Raw genomic sequence first — 19,752 nt, 5'->3', positions numbered from 1 at the left:
CGTCGCGGGACCGCAACTATTCGAAAGGAACGTACATGTCAGAGACTCAGTCGGGCAAGCGCGCTCACCGCGCTCCTTCCCTGCTGATCGCGGCCATTCCCGCGGTCACACTGATCGCGCTGTTGGGGGGCGGCTACATTGCGGCCAGCCTGCCGGTGGAGCCGCTGCTGATCGCCTCGGCGGTTGTCGCGGGGCTCGTTGCCCTCTACCTGGGGTACACGTGGGATGAGATCATCGGGGCGATCGCGGAGAAGATCGCGAAGACCATGCCGGCGATCCTGATCCTGATCGTCGTCGGCGCGCTGATCGGCACGTGGATGGCCGGCGGGACCATTCCGATGCTCATCTACTACGGGCTGAAGATCATTAACCCTCAGTTCCTCGCGCTGATCGCCCTGGTGGTGACCGCCATCGTGTCGCTGTGTACGGGCACGTCGTGGGGCTCGGCGGGCACGATCGGCGTGGCGTTCATGGGCGTTGCGGTCGGCGTTGACGCGAACCTGCCGATGGTGGCGGGAGCCATCGTGGCGGGTGCCTACTTCGGCGATAAGCTCTCTCCCCTGTCGGATACGACGAACATCGCGTCGCTGGCAACGGGCGTCAACCTGTTCACTCACATTCGGCACCTGATGTGGACGACGGTGCCCGCATTCCTGACGTCGGCCGCCGTGTACCTGATCTTCGGCCTGCAGTCCTCGGGTGGAGCGGTGCCCGAGAAGGTGGGGACGATCCTCGCAACCCTGGATTCTGCGTTCAACTGGAACCTGCTTCTGCTGGTTCCCGTGGTGGTCGTCCTCGCCGGGTCCGTGATGAAGCTGCCGACGGTTCCCGTCATGCTCGTCTCGTGCGCGACGGCTATGTTCAACGCGGTTGTGTTCCAGCACGTCTCTTTCAAGGATTCCGTGGTTGCCTCGGTGGATGGGTTCAAGATCAAGATGGTCGGCAAGGCGGGCTTCGCGGCCGACTCGGTGATTGAGGACGTGACGCGCCTGCTCGAGCGCGGCGGCATGAACTCGATGATGAGCGTCCTTCTCATCTGCTTCTGCGCGATCGCGTTTGCCGGCGCGGTGTCCGTGTCGGGCTCGTTGGACGTGCTCATTTCCCGCCTGCTTGCGCCCGTGAAGTCCACGTTCAGCCTGATCGCGTCGACGATCATCACCGGCCTGGCGGTCATTGGCATCACGTCGAACGGTCAGGTGTCGCTGCTGATTCCGGGTGAGATGCTGCGCGGAGAGTACATCAAGCGCGGCCTGCACCCGAAGAACCTGTCTCGGACCATCGAGGACGCGGCCACCGTGTGGGAGCCCATCCTCCCATGGACATCGGCGGGCGCCTACATGGCGGGGACGCTCGGCGTTGCGACCCTGTCATACATGCCGTGGGCGATCTCGAACTGGATCGCCATCTTCTTCGCCCTCCTGTGGGGCGCAACCGGCATCGGCATCGCGAAGCTGACTCGGGAGGAGCAGAAGGCTCTCGAAGCGGAGGGCTGAGCGCTCGCGCGCGGGGGTGGGGGTTCCGTCCGGGACCCCCACCCCTTTGTCATCGCCCCGGCCTCGGCGCGGAGGCCGCCACGACGCGAGGTGGCGCGCCCGGCCGGTCCCCCGCTCGCCCGTCAGTACGCGAGCCCCTTCGGCTGCTCGGCGGGCGGCGGGCACCGACTCGCAGACGGCGGCTGGGGGCGAACTCTCGGTCGCCCCCAGCCTCGGGTGTGGTCGCGACGGCGCGGCCTCAGAGGTTGCCCACGACGGCCGCGCGAGGCCCCCTCTCTCCGGTGGCGGCATCTCGCCAGGCCTCAAGCGCACGTAGGAAGGCTGTCGCGCCGGGATCTTGCAGGCCGATCGACCGGTCCTGCAGCCACGAGGCTCGTCCGCGCTGGGACTGCAGGTCTCGGGTGGCCACGACGGCTGCGGCCGAGGACGAGATCGCGCTTTCGAGGGCTCCCAGGGCGAGGCCGCTGTCCGTGGCCACCTGCGGATTCGCCGCGAGGCTGTCGGCCAGCGAATCGACGGCGGGCACCATCGCGTCGAGGATCGTCTTGTCTCCCACCTGACTCTTGCCACGGTGCGAGATCGAGTTCGCGGCCGCGCGGATAAATGCCTCCGCTTCCGCCGCGGTCACGTCCTCGCATCCGACCCAGACCTTCGAACCGGCAAGCAGTCCTCCGGCCACGAGCGCCGCCATCGTCGACGGATTCGCGTTCGCGAATGCTCTCGCGCAGGCTCGCGCCACGTCGGAGGGGACCGGCTCGGGCTCGGTGGGCATGGCGTCGAGGGCCTCGATCACCGCACGCGCACCCGCGGAGATCGTGATGCCCAGGTCGCCGTCGCCGAGAACCTGGTCGAGGTCGCGCAGTTCGTCCGAGGACTCGATCAGCAGCGACATCGAGGCCTGGATCTGGCGTATGAGTTCACGCGATCGCATGCTCACGCCTCCCTGAAGAACGGGGACTGGGCGGGAGCGTCGAGGAGCTCGAGGAGAGCGTCGTCAACCTTGAGGAGGGAGATGGAAGCTCCGGCCATCTCCAGGGAGGTCGCGTACTCGCCGACGTAGCGTCGCTCGATGACGACCCCCAGGTCGGTGAGACGGCGATGCGTGCGCCTGTACAGCAGGTACAGTTCCTCCAGCGGCGTGGCTCCCAGGCCGTTGACAAGGACGGCGACGCGGTCTCCCTCGCGCAGACTCAGGTCCGGGATGACGGAGTCGAGGATCCGATCCGCGATCTCGTCGGCGGTTCCCAGGGGTCCGCGGTGAATGCCGGGTTCGCCGTGGATGCCGATGCCGATTTCCATCTCCCCGTCGGGCAGCTCGAAGGACGGGGAACCGGTTGTGGGGAGAATCGTCGGGGACAGGCCGACGCCCATCGTGGCAGTGTTGTCGACGACTTTCTGGGCAACGGCGGCAACCTCGTCGAGCGAATCCCCCCGCTCGGCGGCCGCGCCCGCGGCCTTGTAGGCGAAGAAGATGCCCGCGACGCCTCGACGATCCCGAGCGCGTTCCTTGGGTTGAGAGGCCACGTCGTCGCAGCCGAGCACGGTGCGCGTCTCGATTCCGTCAAGTTCGAGCAGGTCGACGGCCAGGTCGAAGTTGAAGACGTCGCCGCCGTAGTTTCCGTAGAGGAAGAGCACGCCCGCGCCGCCATCGACCGCCTTGGCTGCATCCGCGCACTGCTGGACCGACGGGGAGGAGAAGACGTTGCCGATGGCGACGCCCGAGCACAGGCCTCGTCCGACGTAGCCTTTGAAGAGGGGGAGGTGACCCGAGCCGCCCCCGGTCACGATTCCCACCCTGCCCACGGCCGGGCTGTCGGCGCGGACAAGAACGCGGCGGTCGTCGCCGGGTGTCTTGACCTGATCGGGGTGAGCCAGGAGAATGCCCTCGACCATCTCATCGACGAACTGGTCGGGGTTGTTAATGATCTTCTTCATGATCATTTCCTTTCTGTTGAACCGCTGTCGTGAGCGGCTACCGAATCTGTGCGCCTGACGGCAATGGAGAGGCGCGATCGAACGTCTTTCCAGTCGATGCAGTCGAGGACGAGTACACCGATGAGGATGACTCCCTGGGCGATGGAGTATTGGAAGGCGGACAGCCTCATCGAGGTGAATCCGCTCTGGACGACCTGGAGGGTCAGGGCGGCCAGGAATACGCCCCCGACGGTGGCGAAGCCTCCGTTCGGGTTCGTCCCCCCGAGGACGGCGATGACGATGACGAGCAGGACGTAGGAGGCGCCGTAGTCGGCCGAGGCCGTGGGGTTTCGGGCGATGAACACGATTCCCGTCAGCGATCCGAGGAGGCCCGTGAGCAGGTAGGAGCTCATCAGGATGCGCGTCGAGCGGATACCCGAGAACTTGGCGGCCGTCCCGTTGGAGCCCTCGAGGGAGAGGGACAGGCCCAGCGGGGAGCGATTCAGGATGAAACCGACGAGCAGGGCGACGAGGCCGAAGACGATGAAGAGGAGGGGGACGCCCGCGACGGCCGTCTTCCCGAAGGCGGTGAGGGCTTCGGGGGATCCGTAGAGGGTCTTTCCTCCGGTCCACACGACGGCCAATCCGTTGAAGATCTGCATCGTGCCCAGCGTGGCCAGGATCGGGGTGACGCCCACGTAGGCGATGAGAACGCCGTTGACGAGGCCGCAGGCGAGGCCCACGACCAGGCCGATGAGGATGATGACCGGGCTCCACTGTTCGGCTCCCGCGCCGCCCAGGACCGAGGAGGTGTAGAGCGTGGAGACGGTGATCGCGCACAGGTTGGCGATGGCGACCAGCGACAGGTCGATGCCGCCGGTGACCATGGAGATCATCATCGCGATGGAGAGGATCCCGATCTCCGCGACCCCGAGGAGCATGTTTTGCAGGTTCAGTCCCGTGAGGAAGACGCTCGGGGACAGGACCGAGAACGCTGCGATGGCGACGAGGAGGATGAGGACCATTCGGCCGATGGACCTGTCGCGTCTGAGCCGAGACAGCAGGGAGGCGCTCAAGAGGTCGATGCGGGAGTTGGTTTCACGAAGTGTCGTATTCATGGCGCTCATCCTTCGACGGCCTGGGGGGCGGCGTTGCTGTGGTCGACCTGCGCGTTCTTGCTGCGCAGGAGCCTCGTTCCTCGTTTGGCGGCCAGGGCCTGAATGCCGACGCCGGCGACGAGGAGCAGGCCGACTGCGGCGCGTTGCCATGCGCTCGGAACTCCGATGAGGATCAGCGAGTTGTTGATCAGCTGCACGAGGAGGACCCCGAGGATCGTTCCCCGGACGGAGCCTCGTCCCCCGAAGATCGACGCGCCCCCGAGGACGACGGCGGCAATGATGTCGAGTTCGTGCCCGACCAGCTCCTGGGGGTTGGCCGAGCGCCCCAGGATCATGTAGACCATTCCTGCGGTCGCGGCCAGGGTTCCCGCGATGACGTACACGCAGATCTGCGTTCTCTTGACGTTGATTCCGGCTCGGTGCGCGGACTCGGTGTCGCCTCCGATCGCGTAGATGGAGCGGCCGAACATCGTCTTACTGAGGATCACAGCGATGACGATCGCCAGGACGATGGCCGGGATGATCATCGAGTGGAGCAGGGCGACGCCGGTATCGGTATCGACCGAGACGATGTTGGCGGTCGAGGCCGAGGCCATTCCCTCTGGCAGCTGGGCGATGTACGTGGAGCCGATGTAGGCCAGGAGGAAGCCCTGGAAGATGCCCTGGGTGCCGAGGGTGACGATGAGGGTCGGGAGTTTGAACCTCGAGATCAGGTAGCCGTTGAGGAGTCCCAGCACGGCTCCGATGATGAGGGCCATCGCGAAGGATCCGAACAGGCCGATGTTGATGCCTCGGCTCAGTTGGAACACGATGGTGGCGTAGGAGGCGAAGGAGGCGATCGCCGCGAAGGAGACGTCGATTCCGCCGGAGATGATGACGAGGAGGACGCCCAGGGCGTAGATCGTCGGGACGATGGAGGAGCGCAGGAGGGAGAAGAGCGTGGAGACCGTGAAGAAGGCGGGGCTGATCGCGGACATGACGAGCGCGAGCACCACCAGGACGGTGAGGACGATTCCCTCGCGGTTGGGTCCCCAGATCCAACGCAGCACGTTGCGAGCGACGGTACTCATGTTCATGACACGACCATCTTTCTAATCATTCGAGCATCGACGTCCTCTCCGGCCAGTTCGGCGGCGATGTGGCCGCCCTTGGTGATGAGTACGCGGTGGCAGCAGGAGACGAGTTCGGGGGCGTCGTCGGAGATGATGACGATGGCCATTCCGGCGGCGGCTTGCTCTCGTAGAATCTCGAGGATCTCGGCTTTCGATCCGACGTCGACACCGACCGTGGGGCCGTTGAGGATGAGGACCTTGGGCGAGCGCGCGAGCCACTTGGCGAGGACGACCCTCTGGGCGTTTCCGCCGGACAGTGAGCGCACGGGAGCCAGGACGTCGGGCGCTTTGATCCGGAGGGCCTCGAAGTAGTGCGCGATGGTGCGCCGAATCCGCTCCTTGCGGAGCGTGTGGAGCTTCGAGGTGTGGTGGTCGATGGACGCGGCGATGACGTTGTCCGCGATGGACTTGTCGAGGAAGAGGCCCTCGGTGAGGCGGTCTTCGGGGACGTATCCGATGTGGGCGTCGATCGCCTGCTTGATGGAGGCAACCTCGACCTGTTCGCCGTCGATGGACACCCGTCCACTGTCGATCGGAAGGAGGCCGAAGAGGGCCTGCGCGATTTCGGTTCGCCCCGATCCGAGAAGTCCGGTGATTCCGAGGATCTCGCCTTTTTTCACGGAGAAGGAGACGTTGTCGAAGCGGCCCGCGGAGGTGAGCGCTTCGACCCGCAGGCGTTCGGGGGCGTCGTCGTCGAGGGGTGGCACGCGTCTGCTCTGGTCGAGTTCCTTGCCGGTCATGTAGTGGGTGATCTTCTCGCGGTCGAGCTCCTCGACCGGGGAGTCGATGACGTTGCGGCCGGAGCGCATGATGGTGACGCGCTGGGAGATCGCCATGACCTCGTCAAGCTTGTGCGAGACGAAGATGAGTGCAACCCCCTCGGCGCTGAGTTTCTCGACCACCATGAAGAGTCGAGCGACCTCCCGCTGGGTCAGGGCGGTTGTTGGCTCGTCCATGATCAACAGTTTCGCGTTGCCTGCCAGGGCTCGGCAGATCGCGGTGAGCTGCTTGTCGGCGACGGAGAGCTGTTCGACGTCGGCGTCGAGGGGGAGGGCGACCCCCAGGCGTTCCACGATCGTGCGGGCGTGCCGGGTCGTGCGAGAGCGGCTGTAGAAGCTTTTCTTGTCGGTCACGGAGGCGGTCATCATGATGTTCTCGGCCACGGTGAGGTTGGAGAACAGGGAGAAGTCCTGGTAGATGACCTGGATTCCGGCTTTCATCGCGCTGAGCGGCGTGAGCGCCGTGACCCCTTGGCCCTCGATTGCGATGCTTCCCGAGTCCGGCCGGTGCACGCCGGAGATGACCTTGATGAGGGTTGATTTCCCGCAACCGTTCTCTCCGGCCAGGCACAGGACCTCGCCGGGCCACACGGCCAGGTCAACACCGTCGAGGGCTCGGACGCCACCGAAGTTCTTGACAATATGGCGAACCTCTAGGAAGGGGTTCTCGTGCGCGCTCGAGCCTTGTCCGTTGGGGCGCGGTGCTTGTTCCACATTGGTGCGCATGTGCTCTCCTTCGAGTGTCGTGTGGACTGCGCTGTCGTGGGACGCGAGCCCCGGCCTCGCCTTTCTTGCGCCGAGGCCGGGGCCGCCTCGTTAGAAGTTGTACTTCTTGGCTTGCTCGGCGTCGGCGGCGATCTGGGCGGAGCCGACCCAGACGTTGTCGTAGCCGTCGAGCTTGTGCAGGTTGTTGTAGCCCTCGATGCCCAGGTCCGTGCCCTCGGTGATGGTTCCGCCGTCAGCGAGGATCTTGGCGATCTGGAGCTGGGCCTTCCCGGCGAGGGCGGGATCCCAGAAGAAGATCTTGTCGATCGATCCGGTGGCGAGGTACTTGGCGGAGGCGGAGGGGATGGAGGTTCCCATGACGCAGACCTGGTCGGAGAGGCCGGCTTCTTCGATCGCGCGTGCGATGCCCGGGACGTCGTTACCTGCGGAGCCCTGGAAGGCCTTGATGTCGGGGTACTTGCCGAGCACCTCCTTCGCCTTCTCGTAGGCGGCGGTCTCGTTGTCGGTGGACTCGATGGGGGTCTCGACGCGCTCCATGCCTGGGAAGTTCTTCTGCTGGTAGTCGTAGGCTGCCTCGACCCATTCCATGTGGGTCTTGGCGGTCAGGCCGCCGACGAATTGCACGTACTTGCCGGTGCCGCCAGTGCATTCGCCGATGCTCTTCATGATGTCGACCCCATAGGAGGCGTTGTCGAAGGCTTCGATGTCAACGTCGACGTTCTTGATGCCGGTCGCCTCGTGAGAGACCACCTTGATGCCCTGGGCTCGGGCCTGCTCAAGGACCGCGGAGAGGGCCTCGGGGGAGTTGGGGACGACGGTGATGGCCGCGGGCTTTTGCGCGATGAGATCCTGGATGATCTGGATCTGCTTCTCGGGGGAGACGTCCGTTCCTCCTTCCGTTCGCGTGTCGTAGCCGTTGGCGGCGCCCCACTCCTTGACTCCGACGTCCATTCGATCAAACCAGGCGATTCCCTTGACCTTGACGACGGTGACCATCGTCTTGCTGGCATCGCCTGAGGCCGATCCGGTGGTGCTCCCGGGGTTCTCCCCCGCCGTCCCACCGACGGTCGAGCAGGCCGTCAGAGCCAGGATCGACGCAATGGACATCGCTGCCGCGCTCAGTCTTCCGATCTTCATGTCGTCACTTCCTCGTGATCTCGTTGGCCGACGCTGTGGGTTCGCCATCTCCCGCGATGACGCACGCAACATGGCGTGACCCGCGTCGCAATCACCAACAGTACACGCGCTTTCGCGCATGTGCAACTCTCTTTCGCGCATATCACATGCACTGAAGCAGCCATCAACGCGCGGTCCCCTCCGCTCATTTGCACGGTTACACGCAAATACTGAGCGAATAACTCCCCATAGACTGCGATTACCCGCGAGATCCCTCGTTGCGCGGTATCGCGCACATTCGCTCCGAAAGTTCGCTACAGTGTCAAGAGGGCGGAGTCCGCGATGCCCTGTTGCAGGCATCCGTCGTCGATTCCGCCGCCGTCCCCCGTCCGTAGCCAGCAGAAGGAAGCATCGTGACCCGGCAAGACACCATTGTTTCCATGATTGAGGCGACAGGCTTCGAGACCGTGTCCTCCCTGGCGGAAGCCCTCGAGGTCAACGTGTCAACCATCCGCAGGGACCTGGAGCACCTTGCCGAGGCGGGCCTCGTGCGCCGCACCCACGGAGGCGCGATCCCCGTCCCGCAGGACGAGGACACCGAGGAGTTCCTGCACGATTCGCCCAACCGAGCCGAGAAGCGCGCGATCGGGCCGGCGATGGCGGAGCGGATCCTGGACGGGCAGTCCGTCTTCCTCGACTCGGGGTCGACGTGCCTGGAGGTTGCGCGCGCGCTCAACGCCCGCCGCGTCACCGTGGTGACGCACGACCTGCTGGTGGGCCTGGAGATCCTCAAGAAGCCGTCGCTCAACCTGGTGTTCGTCGGGGGCGAGCTGCTGCCCAACCGGACGCACATGTGGGGGCCGACCGCGATCGATCAGCTGGACCACATCCGCGTGAACACCGCCGTGTTTGGGGCGAACTCGGTGATGGAGGACGGCATCTACGCCTCCTCCGGCTACTCGATCGAGCTACAGCAGAAGGTCCGCTCGATCGCGTCGACCGCCTACTTCGTCGCGGACTCCACCAAGTTCGGCCGCAACGCCCTCTACAAGGTCCTCGGCATCGACGCCTTCACCGCGGGCATCACCGACTCCTACCTCTCCCCCATCTCGGCCGCCGCCTACCCGATCCCCCTCATCCGGGCCGAGGTGAGTCAGGGGTAGGTCAGAGCCCTTGGGGCCGGGGAACCGAGTCCCAGGGTTCCTGTCGGCGGCGACATTCGCCGGTCAAACTCCCACCAGATCCGTCAAGGTTCTGAGCGTAAGATCCCTTGTAGTGTTGTCGCCGCGTCAAACAAGTTGTGTGTCGTAGATTACCCGCTATTCTTAGTCGCATGACTGTTGGGCGCGACGACGACTTCATGGCACTGCCCGGGATGGAGGCGGATTCCACCGCCACCCACCACCCCGAGAAACGTTTGTCAGATGACGCCGCCCCAGCCTCGTCAAAATCCGCCCTGGACGCTCTGCTGGACGAGTACCGTGCGCGCGCGAAGAGCGAGCGTGAGAAGGGCACGCTCTTCGAAGAGCTGACACGCCAGTTCCTACTCCACGACGCGCGTTTCGCGCACCAGTTCAAGGAGATCTACCTGTGGAGCGAGTGGCCGGATCGCCGCACGGGCGACACGGGCATCGACCTGGTGGCAATCCCCGCCGACCCGAGCGCGGGCCCGGTCGCCATCCAGTGCAAGTTCTACGCGCTGGGCCACCGCATTCAGAAGGCGGACATTGACTCGTTCCTGTCAGCGTCGGGCAAGGAGCCGTTCGGTCGCCGCATCGTCGTGGACACGTCAGGCGCGCCGTGGGGCAAGAACGCGCAGGATGCGATCGAGGGCCAGCAGATCCCAGTTTCCCGCATCACGCTGGCGGACCTGCGCGATTCGGACATCGATTGGCGCACGTATTCGCTGGGATCGACGCAGGCGCCGAAGACCCGCGAGCGCAAAGTTCCGCGCGACCACCAGGTGCGTGCGCGCAGCGCGGTGATGTCGGGCTTCGAGGAGCACGACCGCGGCACGATGGTGATGGCGTGCGGCACGGGTAAGACGTTTACGGCGCTCACGATCGCGCGCGAGTTCGTGGAGAAGGAGGGCGGCACCGCCAGGATCCTCTTCGCGGTCCCCTCGCTCGCGCTCCTCAAGCAGACGCTGGATGATTGGGCGGCCGAGGCCGACGGCGCGTTCACGGCGTGGGCAGTGTGTTCGGATACGAAGGTGTCCTCGTCGGCGCGTAACGACACTGCCGAGGAGTCGGCGGTGGACCTGCCGATTCCGGCGACGACGGACGGCCAGCGCCTCGCGGACTCCCTGAACGCGAACAACACGACGGAGGGCCTGCAGGTCGTCTTTGCGACGTATCAGTCGATTGAGGTCATTCACCGTGCGCAGGAGCTCGCGGGCGACGAGTGGCGTGACTTCGACCTGGTCATCTGCGACGAGGCCCACCGCACGACGGGTGCGACGCTAACGGGCGAGGATGAGAGCGCCTTCACGAAGATTCACAGCGACGAGTTCATCCGCCGCGCGAAGACTCTCTACATGACGGCGACGCCGCGTATTTTCGCGGACAAGACGAAGAATACCGCGTCGGAGAAGGACGTGATCCTGACGTCGATGGATGATCAGGAGACCTATGGTCCGGTGTTCTTCCGCCTGGGCTTTGGCCGGGCGGTGAAGGAGAACCTGCTGACGGACTACAAGGTCATCATCCTGACGGTCAGCGAGGAGGAGGTGTCGGGCCAGTATCAGGCGATCGCGGAGATGGGTGGCGAGCTGAACCTCGATACGGCGGCGAAGCTGACGGGCTGCTGGAACGCGTTGGCGAAGCGCAAGAACCGTGATTCGGACGTGGATTACGGCGAGGACCGCGCTCCGATGCGCCGCGCAGTGGCCTTCTGCAAGAACATCAAGGCCTCGAAGCAGGTGACGGAGCAGTTCCCGGACCTGGTGAACGGACCCCACGGCCTGAGCGACCTGAGTAACGACGACGCCTCGGACAACCTGCAGGTCGAGTGCCACCACGTCGACGGCACGATGAACGCGGCCGTGCGTTCGCGCGAGATGGATTGGCTGACGGAGGGCGCGGGCACGGATGAGGTCCCGGTGTGCCGGATCCTGACGAACGCGCGCTGCCTGAGTGAGGGCGTGGACGTGCCCACGCTGGACGCGGTGCTCTTCCTGGCGCCGCGCAAGTCTCAGGTGGACGTCATTCAGGCGGTGGGCCGCGTGATGCGCCGCGCGGAGGGCAAGGATTTCGGGTACATCATTCTGCCGGTTGCTGTGCCGTCGGGCATGTCGCCGGAGCAGGCGCTGGACGACAACAAGCGTTTCCAGGTGGTGTGGCAGGTCCTCAAGGCCCTGCGTGCGCACGACGAGCGTCTGGATGCGGCGATTAACTCAATGGAGCTGAACGGCCAGGGCCCGGAGAACATCATCGTCGAGCAGGTGTCCCTAGCGAAGGACAAGAAGCATGACGATCCGCTCGACGGCGCTGCACCAGATGGGGACGAGGCCGGGGCCGGGTCCGGCGCGGACGGGGTGGCCCAGGGCATCCAGGGCCAGCTCACGCTGCTTCCCTCGGATTGGAAGGAGTCGGTGTTCGGACGGATCGTGAAGAAGGTGGGCTCATCCCTGTACTGGGACGACTGGTCAAAGGACATCGCGACGGTCGCGGACCGCTACATTCACCTGATCGACCGGCTGTTGGAGGATCCGCAGCGTCAGGACGCGTTCCAGGAGTTCGTGGACGCGCTGCGCGCGACCCTGAACCCAGCCGTAGACAACGAGTCGGCGGTGGAGATGCTGGCCCAGCACATCCTGACGGCCCCGCTCTTCGACGCGATGTTCCCGGACCATTCGTTCTCGAAGCAGAACCCGGTGAGCCGCGCGATGAACACGATCCTGAACATGCTGGCCTCGCACTCGATGCTCGAGAACGAGCGCCGGGAACTCGACGCCTTCTATAAGGCGATGGTCGAGCGCATCGAGGCCGTGCACACCCTGTCGGGCAAGCAGGAGATCATGCGCACGCTCTACGATCGCTTCTTCTCGCAGGCCTTCCCGCGCATGAGCGAACGCCTGGGCATCGTCTTCACGCCCGTCGAGGTCGTCGACTTCATCATCCGCAGCGCAGACGATGCGATGCGCACGGCCTTTGGGCAGAGCCTGGGGGATCCGGGCGTGGCCATCATCGAGCCCTTCGCCGGGACCGGCACCTTCGTGGCACGCCTGCTCCAACTGGGGGTCATCCCGCCCGATGCCCTGGAGCACAAGTACAAGAACGACATCTTCGCGAACGAGTTCGTGCTGCTCTCCTACTACATCGCGTCGATCAACATCGAGCAGGTGTACCACCAGGTGCGCGCCGAGCAGGGCGTGGACGAGGGCTACGTCGAGTTCCCGGGCATGACCCTGACGGACACCTTCCAGCTCCACGAGGGCGACGGCACGATCACAGAGGACTTCGAGGGCCTGGCCGCCAACAATGAGCGCGCGAAGGCAGAGAAGGATTCCGCGATCACGGTCGTCGTCATGAACCCGCCGTATTCGGCGGGCCAAAACAGCGCGAACGACAACAACCAGAACCTGGCGTACCCGCGCCTGGATGAGCGCATCGCGGCAACCTACGCTGCCCAGTCGACGCGGGCAAACAAGAATAGCCTGTACGACTCCTACTTCCGCGCCCTGCGCTGGGCGTCGGACCGAATCGGGAATAGAGGCATCATCGCCTTCGTCTCCAACAGCTCCTTCGTGGACGGCAACTCCGCGGACGGCGTGCGACTGTCGCTGCAGGAGGAGTTCTCCCAGATCTTCATCTACGACCTGAAGGGAAATCAGCGGACCTCGGGAGACCGAAGCCGCCGCGAGGGCGGAAAGATCTTCGGATCCGGCTCGCGCACGGGCGTCGCCATCACCGTCTTGGTTAAGGACCCCGCCCACTCCGGTCCCGCCAACATCTTCTACGCCGAAGCCGAGGACTACGCAACACGCCAGGACAAGCTCAACCAGATCAGCGCCTACGCCTCCATTGAGGGAATCAGCGGGGCCGACGCATTCCGTTCCATCACGCCGAACCAGCACGGTGACTGGATCAGCTCCCGCGACGAGCGCTTCGCCGCTTTCCAGGAGATCGGGGACAAGCCTCTCAAGGGAAAAGAATCAACTCCGGCTATTTTCCGCCAGTTCTCTCGCGGACTTGCGACAAGCCGCGACGCGTGGTGCTACAACTTCTCCCGAGAAGCGGTGGAATCAAACATGCGACGCATGATCGACAACTACAACGCTGAGGTAGATTCTGGCCATAACAGCAAGACAGCAACAACGGACTCTACTTTACTTGCTTGGGGAGGTAACCTCCCCAAGGATCTCGACCGATCTATTCACCACGAGTTTGAACTTACAGGCCTACGCACCGGACACTATCGACCGTTCTACAAACAATCGGCATATTTTTCTGGGCCGATGAATGAGCGCACTTACCAGCTTCCGCAGATTTTCCCGACCTACATCCATCCGAACCTATCCTTTGTTGCGTCACAAGGCGAACCCACCAACATAGGTCCGCTCATGACAGATGCGCTTCCCGATCTGCATCTCGTCGGGGACTCACAAACCTTCCCCCTCTACACCTGGGAACCCCTCTCCCCCACCTCCGGGAGCGAGCCGGACCTGTTCGCCGACCTGGCGACCTCCTCGGAGAGCCAGACGGATGGGGCGGCCACAGCCTCGTCCCTGGATTTTTCGCGGCCGATCGGCGACCAGATCCCGGTGATCCTTGACGGCTATCGCCGCGTCGATAACGTCACGGACGCAACCCTGGCCTCGTACCGGGAGCATTACGGGGATGCGGGGATCACGAAGGAGGACATTTTCTTCTACGTGTACGCGCTGCTGCATCACCCGGAGTATCGGGAGCGCTACGCGGATGACTTGAAGAAGATGCTGCCGCATATTCCTCGTGCGGCTGGTTTCCACACGTATGCGAGCGTGGGCCGCGAGCTGGCGGACCTGCACGTGAACTACGAGCGGGTGGAGCCGTATCCGTCGGTGCAGGAGGAGGCGAGCCTGCACGCGCCCGTGGACCCATGGGAGCGCTACCGGATCGGGGAGCGGAAGATGCGCTTCCCGAAGGTGGGGCGCCGCGATAAGGATCTCACGCGCTTGCAGTACAACGACTACGTGACGCTCACAGGGATTCCTGCGGAGGCGCAGGGGTATTCAATTTCAGGCCGCAGCCCCCTGGAGTGGATCATCGACCGCTACCACGTGAAGACGGACAAGGCGTCGGGCATCGTCAACGACCCGAACGACTTCCTGCGCGAGCAGGGCCGCCCAGACGCGGTCGTGGACCTGATCAAGCGCCTGGTGACGGTATCCATGCGAACCCAGGAGCTCCTGGCGACGCTGCCTCCCCTTGAGATTCCGGAAGGAGAATAATCATGGGCGATTCCCATGAGGGAAGAAAGAGTGGCTTTGTAACGAGGCTAATGCGCGTATGGTCACACAATAGAGCAGCATGGATCTGTTTATGCGGTGCCCTCCTATGCTTGGTCATTATCCTAATGATGCGCCTCTATAATAATAGCGGCAACCTAGCGGATGTACTCAATCAATTACTTGAAAACATGCTGCTCACACTGTTTTCTGCTCTCACTATTGGCTTTGCATGGGAATTACTTGGGAAGGATGCGCTTTCAAGAGAACTCCAACAGCACACTGATAAGATTCTTCGACATACTGAACTCTCCAACACTCTAGCCGATCAGGGGATTCTACATACCACGGTAGATTTCACACACGACATTTCCTGGAATGATTATATTGCGAACGCTGACGCAATCGATGTCTGCTGGTGGGCTGGATCCGCATGGATCCGAGATAACATAAATGCCATTAAGACAGCAATTCAGACCAGACAGGTCCGAATACGTTACGCTATCCCTGACCCACATGATGAGAACACGCTCTTCCTGATGGGCGCTTTGTCCGGCATCACAGACAGAGAATTGGTGAGTGAATATGACAAAGTACCTCAGGAGCTCCGCCCGCTAGGAGAAGCAGTCGAATTATACAACCTTAAAACAATCCCACTGTACGGAATGGTCCGACTTGGCTGCCGCATTATATTTTTTCCGTATTCTCACCGTAAGGACCGCCCTAAGGCGAGACCAACCTTTGTTATCGATGCGAATAGTGAACTTGGGAGGCGCTTGCTCAGAGACTTTGAGGAACTCCTTCGGGCCAATGAAGAGAGCTCTTCATAGCTCGACATAGCAGCTCTTCGCATTTGAGGCTGTTGTGTTGGCCAGGGCTTGGAGCTAGAGTTCGAGGTCCTTGATAAGGCTCGGACTTCTAGCCCTCCTGTTGTCGAAGAACGCGAGCAGAGTCTCACCGGAGCGGTCGCCGGGTACCGACATGAAGTCGCATTCGCTGCCGTTCACGAGCCACACCAGCAAGACACTTCTCGACGTCCTAGTACCATCTCCGGCTCTTCATTATTGGGGGTGTAGTTGGGGTCTGAATCCTCCTGTTTCGAGGAGTGCTCGGGTGATGTAGTTGGTGAGGTTTCGGAAGTCCTGGGGCGGAGCCGCGTAGGTGTTCGAGGCGTCCGTTGATCGCTTCGGTAGGGCCGTTGCTGGTGTGGGTGTGGTCGAAGTAGGCCAGGATGTCCCCGGCTCGGCGTTTGAGTGTCCTGCCCAGCGTCATGAGTTCGGTTAGGCTCCTAGGCACGTCCGCGTCGCTGTGACGGTCTATTTCGGCTTGCATCAGGGACTTACCCGCACTCGTATCGGGCGCCCGGTGGGCGTCGATGATGTTCTGGTAGGCGCTCCAAGTGACCTCGAGCGCGATGTGCTCCTCACCGGAAAACAGGTTGAGTAGTTGGTGCTGCTGGCGTGGCGTGAGCAGGCAAGATCTGGTGTGTAACATCCTGCGGACCTTGTACAGGGGGTCGGTGGCACGCCCGCGCCGGGGAGTTCTTCAGTGGCTGCGCTTTTGAACCCGGTGAATCCATCCATCGCAACGATCTCAATGCGCTCACGCCACGTGTCGGGGCAGGAGGCCAGCCAGGTTTTGAAGACCTGCTTGGAGCGACCCGGGACCATGTCCAAGAGTCGGGAGGGACCGCGGCGTTCTCGGATGGGCGTCAAGTCCAAGATAACGGTGACGTATTTGTCGCCGTAGGGGGTGTGGCGCCACACGGGTTCATCCACCCCGATGACACGCACGCCATCGAACCGAGTTGGATCATTGATCAGTAGACGCTGGCCTTCACCCAGGACAGCGGTGTTGGCGGCTCTTCCAGGACACACCGAGGGCCTGGACGATATGCGCCACTGTCAACTGGTGGACAACCACGCCCGTCAGCGCCCAGCGCACCGCCGCCCGCGAGAGCTTCGCGCGCAGAGCGGCCGCTTGGCTCATATCCTGACTCCACACGTGAGCGCACTCCTGGGACCGGTAGCGGCGCACGCTACTTGCAAGATCGTGGGACGCCACCCGTAAGGCTCGTGCACGGGGCGCCTGACCACCGTGTCACGCGCCTCGCCCTAACATCCGCAGCGTCGACACCACCGATCCTCACCAGCGATCCAGCACGCCAACACCACATGGTCTGGCCAAATGCGCTGGCCCATCACCCCAACCCCAGGCCATCCAGGCGCGTGAATGCACTCAGCTCAGGGCGGCTAACGGTAGTATTGGGCATGTTGAGGTCTTTCAGATGGACGGTGTAGGAATCTCCGTCATCGAAAGACCTCGGCCCCTACACAACCACGACACGCCCAACGCCACCCACCACACTTACACCCCCAATTATGAAGAGCCTTCAAACACCAACTACACCCCGAATTATAAAGAGCCAGTTAAACCTCGTCTCTATTGCGCGGTATGGGCAACGCGAAGTGTCTGATACCCACTCACTACCGTGCGTCGCCTCAGAGGGGTAAAGAGGTCGTCACCGCATCAGCGCGTGACTGACCATGGTCTCAAGAGTATCGTCAAGATTGTCTGCTTCGATAAGCGATTCGAGCCCCTCGCGACCGATCATCACGACACACATTTCTTGGTTAGAGAACCGGAGCTCCTGGAGTTGTGCACTCTCAGTAAAACCAGCGAGAGAGACAAGGAAAGCAATACGCGAAGTACCTCGCTTTGTCTGAAGCTTGGTCAGCAGAACAGATATCATCTGCTGCGATGCCTTCTCCACTCGATTTTTCGCCTCAACCAATATGAACGGCACGCCCGACTTTTGCCACACGCGGGGGCTAAAATTGTCAATCTGAAGAACAAGGTCGATCTCTTCTGTCTCCGTTCTATAGTTCCGTTCAAGCACTTTCAGGTCGTTGACCTGCGCGAACAGAAATGCGAGTAGAGCCTCCAGTCGTCGGCCACGCTCTTGGGATGTCCCCTCTCCGATTTTCGCCCAAGCACCTCGGCCGATCTCGCGTCGGGACTCCGGAGACAAAGGTACGCCGACATCCGTTAGGGCAGTCAGAATATCTCGAGGCTTGAGTCGCCGATAGTCAACGTAGTCATCGACCACCAGCACATCGGCTTCGATACTAGCGAGAAAGGTAGTGACGTCCGGCTTATAGAGAGCGGCAATTGGCAGGGCAACGGTCACAGCAATACCGCACGGGGCAGCGAGCAGGAGACGATCCTTCACGAACCGAGGGAGCTCCTCTTGAAGGAAGACATAGAGGAGGCGCCTCCGGTCATTAGATACAGCGGATGGGCGCCATCTCTTGCTTCCCAGAATTACCTCAACATCACGCTCCCAGTCTCCTCCATCCGGCGATGCGCAAATCGCAGTGATGGTCGACTCAATATCTCGCAAATCGACCCGCTTGCCGACAACCGGGTCACCCAAAAGCTCCTCCATGTCGAACTCCTTTTGCTCAGGCGGACGTCTCATAGGCATCGAGGAGTGCAGCCAACTGGGTGATCAGATTATGCCCTAATCGCTTCACATCATCATTTTCCACGGTGCCAGCTGTCTGAGAGAGGAGTCGACTGAATACAGCAATCATTGACGACGTACGGCGACCAAGCTTGTCCACTTCAACCATCATTTGGACGGTGTCCTCGTAGGCATCATCAATGGTCGCGTCCGGCTTTTCGATGAGTTCGCGGATCGACGCATCAATAGGTGACCTGCCAGTGCCATTCGCTTCGGCGTCTTGGGCCGCAAAGTTAATGATTGGCGACACTTTACGCAAACTCACCGTGTCAGTGATGACCTGATCGAGTCTCTTCTGAACGAATGCCGCACTCACCCTGTCTTCACCGAACTCATCCAGAATCGCCGGACGCTTGCGCCTAAGAGCATCCACAACATTCTTCTTCAACTCCCAGAAGAAGTTCAGTGGGATCCTTTCTTCACGAATATACTTCTGCCACTCATCGGGCAGGGTCATGACATACCGCAACTGCCGAACTCTCTCCATTGAGAGACCCGTAAGATCTCGCAACTCGGAGTCATTGGCTTCGCGCCCTTCCTGCTCCTTGATCCCGTTCGCGAGGCGCTGCAGCGCTTTGGCTGTAGGAATGTCGCGCCAAGGCTCCCGGATCAGATGGATATTGAACATCTGTTGGAGGACTTCGCGCTCGCTACGCTCCTTCGTGATAAGGGCAGGGATCGTCTCATGCCCGAGATCACGCGAACAACGATAGCGGCGCTCACCGTCCACGAGTACATACCTGTCGCCCCGCTGGTAGACAACGATAGGGACAAGCACCCCTTCCTGGTCAATTGAACCCGTGAGACGATCAAGTTCATCTTGAGGAAAGTCAAGCCGCGGATTGGCATCATTCGGCTCAACGTCTGAGATCTTCAGTTGGCACAGTTCGGCAGTTGGGTTGAGTGACTGTTCAGCTACTACGCCGTCGGCCGACGCAACAGCTTCCTCAGAGCGTGCAGACATAGAGGTTCTCCGTTGCCAATTTCTTAGAGGTTCCTGTTGACCCACCCATTGTCGAGTGGTTTGCGTTAAATGACAAAGTTTCCACTTCCGAAAAATACTCACCCGCGATGTCAGCCACTGTGAGTTCACATGCTGCAAGCAGTCCAGCGGAAGGGTAACTGACCACAAGCGGCACGCGCATTCTGGCGACGTTCCGGCAGAGGTCATGGAATGAGGCGACAACTCCGCTCTTCAACGAGAATCCAGTCGTGAAACGGTCTGAGCGATTGCGCCCCATCCCACTCGCGTCTGGATAGTCATATCTATAGAGCGTTTCGTACACGTGGTAATAGCGGCTGTACTGATCTTTAGTATATGGGGGATCAGCGTAGACAACTCCGATATCGTCGAGCCAACCGGCACTCACTAGATCAAGCGCATCCCCCACGTACACCGAGTTTCCAGATCTCCACTCCTCCGACCCAACAAGCGACACGTTACACAGTGCCTCCGCAAACTCATCCCATACCGAGCGCTCCCAGACACGAACGATGCGGGCATGCGCTGAGTCGGAATTCGGACGAAGGTATTGGGG

General features: G+C 62.1%; 13 protein-coding genes and 1 pseudogene. 4 read left to right on the top strand and 10 right to left on the bottom strand.

Features of this window, described 5'->3' with window-relative positions:
- Positions 1 to 35 precede the first annotated feature (35 nt).
- A complete protein-coding gene (nhaC, locus tag HMPREF9006_RS06910) occupies positions 36 to 1,493 on the top strand; it encodes a Na+/H+ antiporter NhaC (RefSeq protein ID WP_009212869.1) in 1,458 nt (485 codons plus the stop codon).
- A gap of 238 nt (positions 1,494 to 1,731) precedes the next feature.
- Here the strand turns inward: nhaC and HMPREF9006_RS06905 are convergent, their stop codons facing one another.
- The 6 genes from HMPREF9006_RS06905 to HMPREF9006_RS06880 form a co-directional block, all read right to left on the bottom strand.
- Positions 1,732 to 2,424, bottom strand: a complete 693-nt coding sequence (locus HMPREF9006_RS06905) for a DAK2 domain-containing protein (RefSeq protein WP_009212868.1) — start codon at positions 2,422 to 2,424, stop codon at positions 1,732 to 1,734.
- A 2-nt stretch (positions 2,425 to 2,426) separates the two neighbouring features.
- Entirely contained in the window at positions 2,427 to 3,428 is a 1,002-nt protein-coding gene (locus HMPREF9006_RS06900; RefSeq protein WP_232209856.1) for a dihydroxyacetone kinase subunit DhaK, read from the bottom strand.
- Between the two features lie 2 nt (positions 3,429 to 3,430).
- A complete protein-coding gene (locus HMPREF9006_RS06895; RefSeq protein ID WP_232209855.1) occupies positions 3,431 to 4,525 on the bottom strand; it encodes an ABC transporter permease in 1,095 nt (364 codons plus the stop codon).
- A gap of 5 nt (positions 4,526 to 4,530) precedes the next feature.
- Positions 4,531 to 5,595, bottom strand: coding sequence for an ABC transporter permease (locus HMPREF9006_RS06890; protein WP_232209854.1), 1,065 nt, complete (start codon positions 5,593 to 5,595; stop codon positions 4,531 to 4,533).
- Positions 5,596 to 5,597: 2 nt separating this feature from the next.
- The gene (locus HMPREF9006_RS06885) at positions 5,598 to 7,142 is read right to left on the bottom strand and encodes a sugar ABC transporter ATP-binding protein (RefSeq protein WP_009212864.1); all 1,545 of its coding nucleotides are present in this window, start codon (positions 7,140 to 7,142) and stop codon (positions 5,598 to 5,600) included.
- Positions 7,143 to 7,232: 90 nt separating this feature from the next.
- Positions 7,233 to 8,279, bottom strand: coding sequence for a substrate-binding domain-containing protein (locus tag HMPREF9006_RS06880; RefSeq protein WP_009212863.1), 1,047 nt, complete (start codon positions 8,277 to 8,279; stop codon positions 7,233 to 7,235).
- Positions 8,280 to 8,671: 392 nt separating this feature from the next.
- Here HMPREF9006_RS06880 and HMPREF9006_RS06875 point away from each other — a divergent pair, with 392 nt between their 5' ends.
- The 3 genes from HMPREF9006_RS06875 to HMPREF9006_RS10630 all read left to right on the top strand — a co-directional run bounded on the left by HMPREF9006_RS06875 (position 8,672) and on the right by HMPREF9006_RS10630 (position 15,518).
- Entirely contained in the window at positions 8,672 to 9,421 is a 750-nt protein-coding gene (locus HMPREF9006_RS06875) for a DeoR/GlpR family DNA-binding transcription regulator (protein WP_009212862.1), read from the top strand.
- A 170-nt stretch (positions 9,422 to 9,591) separates the two neighbouring features.
- Positions 9,592 to 14,691 (top strand): DEAD/DEAH box helicase, encoded by a 5,100-nt coding sequence (locus HMPREF9006_RS06870; protein ID WP_009212861.1) that lies wholly within the window; start codon positions 9,592 to 9,594, stop codon positions 14,689 to 14,691.
- A 2-nt stretch (positions 14,692 to 14,693) separates the two neighbouring features.
- Positions 14,694 to 15,518 carry a hypothetical protein gene (locus HMPREF9006_RS10630; RefSeq protein WP_156794403.1) on the top strand — a complete coding sequence of 275 codons (825 nt, stop codon included), beginning with the start codon at positions 14,694 to 14,696 and terminating at the stop codon, positions 15,516 to 15,518.
- A 231-nt stretch (positions 15,519 to 15,749) separates the two neighbouring features.
- Here HMPREF9006_RS10630 and HMPREF9006_RS10390 read toward each other — a convergent pair.
- From HMPREF9006_RS10390 to HMPREF9006_RS10385, 4 genes and pseudogenes are all read right to left on the bottom strand, one after another.
- Positions 15,750 to 16,960, bottom strand: a pseudogene (locus HMPREF9006_RS10390) (transposase).
- A gap of 249 nt (positions 16,961 to 17,209) precedes the next feature.
- Positions 17,210 to 18,136, bottom strand: a complete 927-nt coding sequence (locus HMPREF9006_RS06860) for a hypothetical protein (RefSeq protein ID WP_198002547.1) — start codon at positions 18,134 to 18,136, stop codon at positions 17,210 to 17,212.
- 16 nt (positions 18,137 to 18,152) lie between these two features.
- Complete coding sequence (locus HMPREF9006_RS06855) at positions 18,153 to 19,178, bottom strand: ParB/RepB/Spo0J family partition protein (protein ID WP_083806953.1); 1,026 nt, start codon at positions 19,176 to 19,178, stop codon at positions 18,153 to 18,155.
- On the bottom strand, positions 19,162 to 19,752 hold a 591-nt coding region (locus tag HMPREF9006_RS10385; protein WP_232209853.1), incomplete at its 5' end, for a DNA adenine methylase. The genes HMPREF9006_RS10385 and HMPREF9006_RS06855, both read right to left, overlap by 17 nt.

The sequence above is a fragment of the Actinomyces sp. oral taxon 180 str. F0310 genome, assembly GCF_000185285.1.
GTDB lineage: Bacteria > Actinomycetota > Actinomycetes > Actinomycetales > Actinomycetaceae > Pauljensenia.
The sequence above is the reverse complement of the archived record's forward strand: the minus strand, read 5'-3'. Positions and strand labels throughout refer to the sequence as shown.

Bases quoted from the DNA above. Each gene is read 5' to 3' on its own strand.
- HMPREF9006_RS06855 (WP_083806953.1), bottom strand. From the start codon at position 19,178: ATGTCTGCACGCTCTGAGGAAGCTGTTGCGTCGGCCGACGGCGTAGTA.
- HMPREF9006_RS06860 (WP_198002547.1), bottom strand. From the start codon at position 18,136: ATGGAGGAGCTTTTGGGTGACCCGGTTGTCGGCAAGCGGGTCGATTTG.
- HMPREF9006_RS06895 (WP_232209855.1), bottom strand. From the start codon at position 4,525: ATGAATACGACACTTCGTGAAACCAACTCCCGCATCGACCTCTTGAGC.
- HMPREF9006_RS10630 (WP_156794403.1), top strand. From the start codon at position 14,694: ATGGGCGATTCCCATGAGGGAAGAAAGAGTGGCTTTGTAACGAGGCTA.
- HMPREF9006_RS06905 (WP_009212868.1), bottom strand. From the start codon at position 2,424: ATGCGATCGCGTGAACTCATACGCCAGATCCAGGCCTCGATGTCGCTG.
- HMPREF9006_RS06900 (WP_232209856.1), bottom strand. From the start codon at position 3,428: ATGAAGAAGATCATTAACAACCCCGACCAGTTCGTCGATGAGATGGTC.
- HMPREF9006_RS06890 (WP_232209854.1), bottom strand. From the start codon at position 5,595: ATGAGTACCGTCGCTCGCAACGTGCTGCGTTGGATCTGGGGACCCAAC.
- HMPREF9006_RS06885 (WP_009212864.1), bottom strand. From the start codon at position 7,142: ATGCGCACCAATGTGGAACAAGCACCGCGCCCCAACGGACAAGGCTCG.
- HMPREF9006_RS06880 (WP_009212863.1), bottom strand. From the start codon at position 8,279: ATGAAGATCGGAAGACTGAGCGCGGCAGCGATGTCCATTGCGTCGATC.
- HMPREF9006_RS06870 (WP_009212861.1), top strand. From the start codon at position 9,592: ATGACTGTTGGGCGCGACGACGACTTCATGGCACTGCCCGGGATGGAG.
- nhaC (WP_009212869.1), top strand. From the start codon at position 36: ATGTCAGAGACTCAGTCGGGCAAGCGCGCTCACCGCGCTCCTTCCCTG.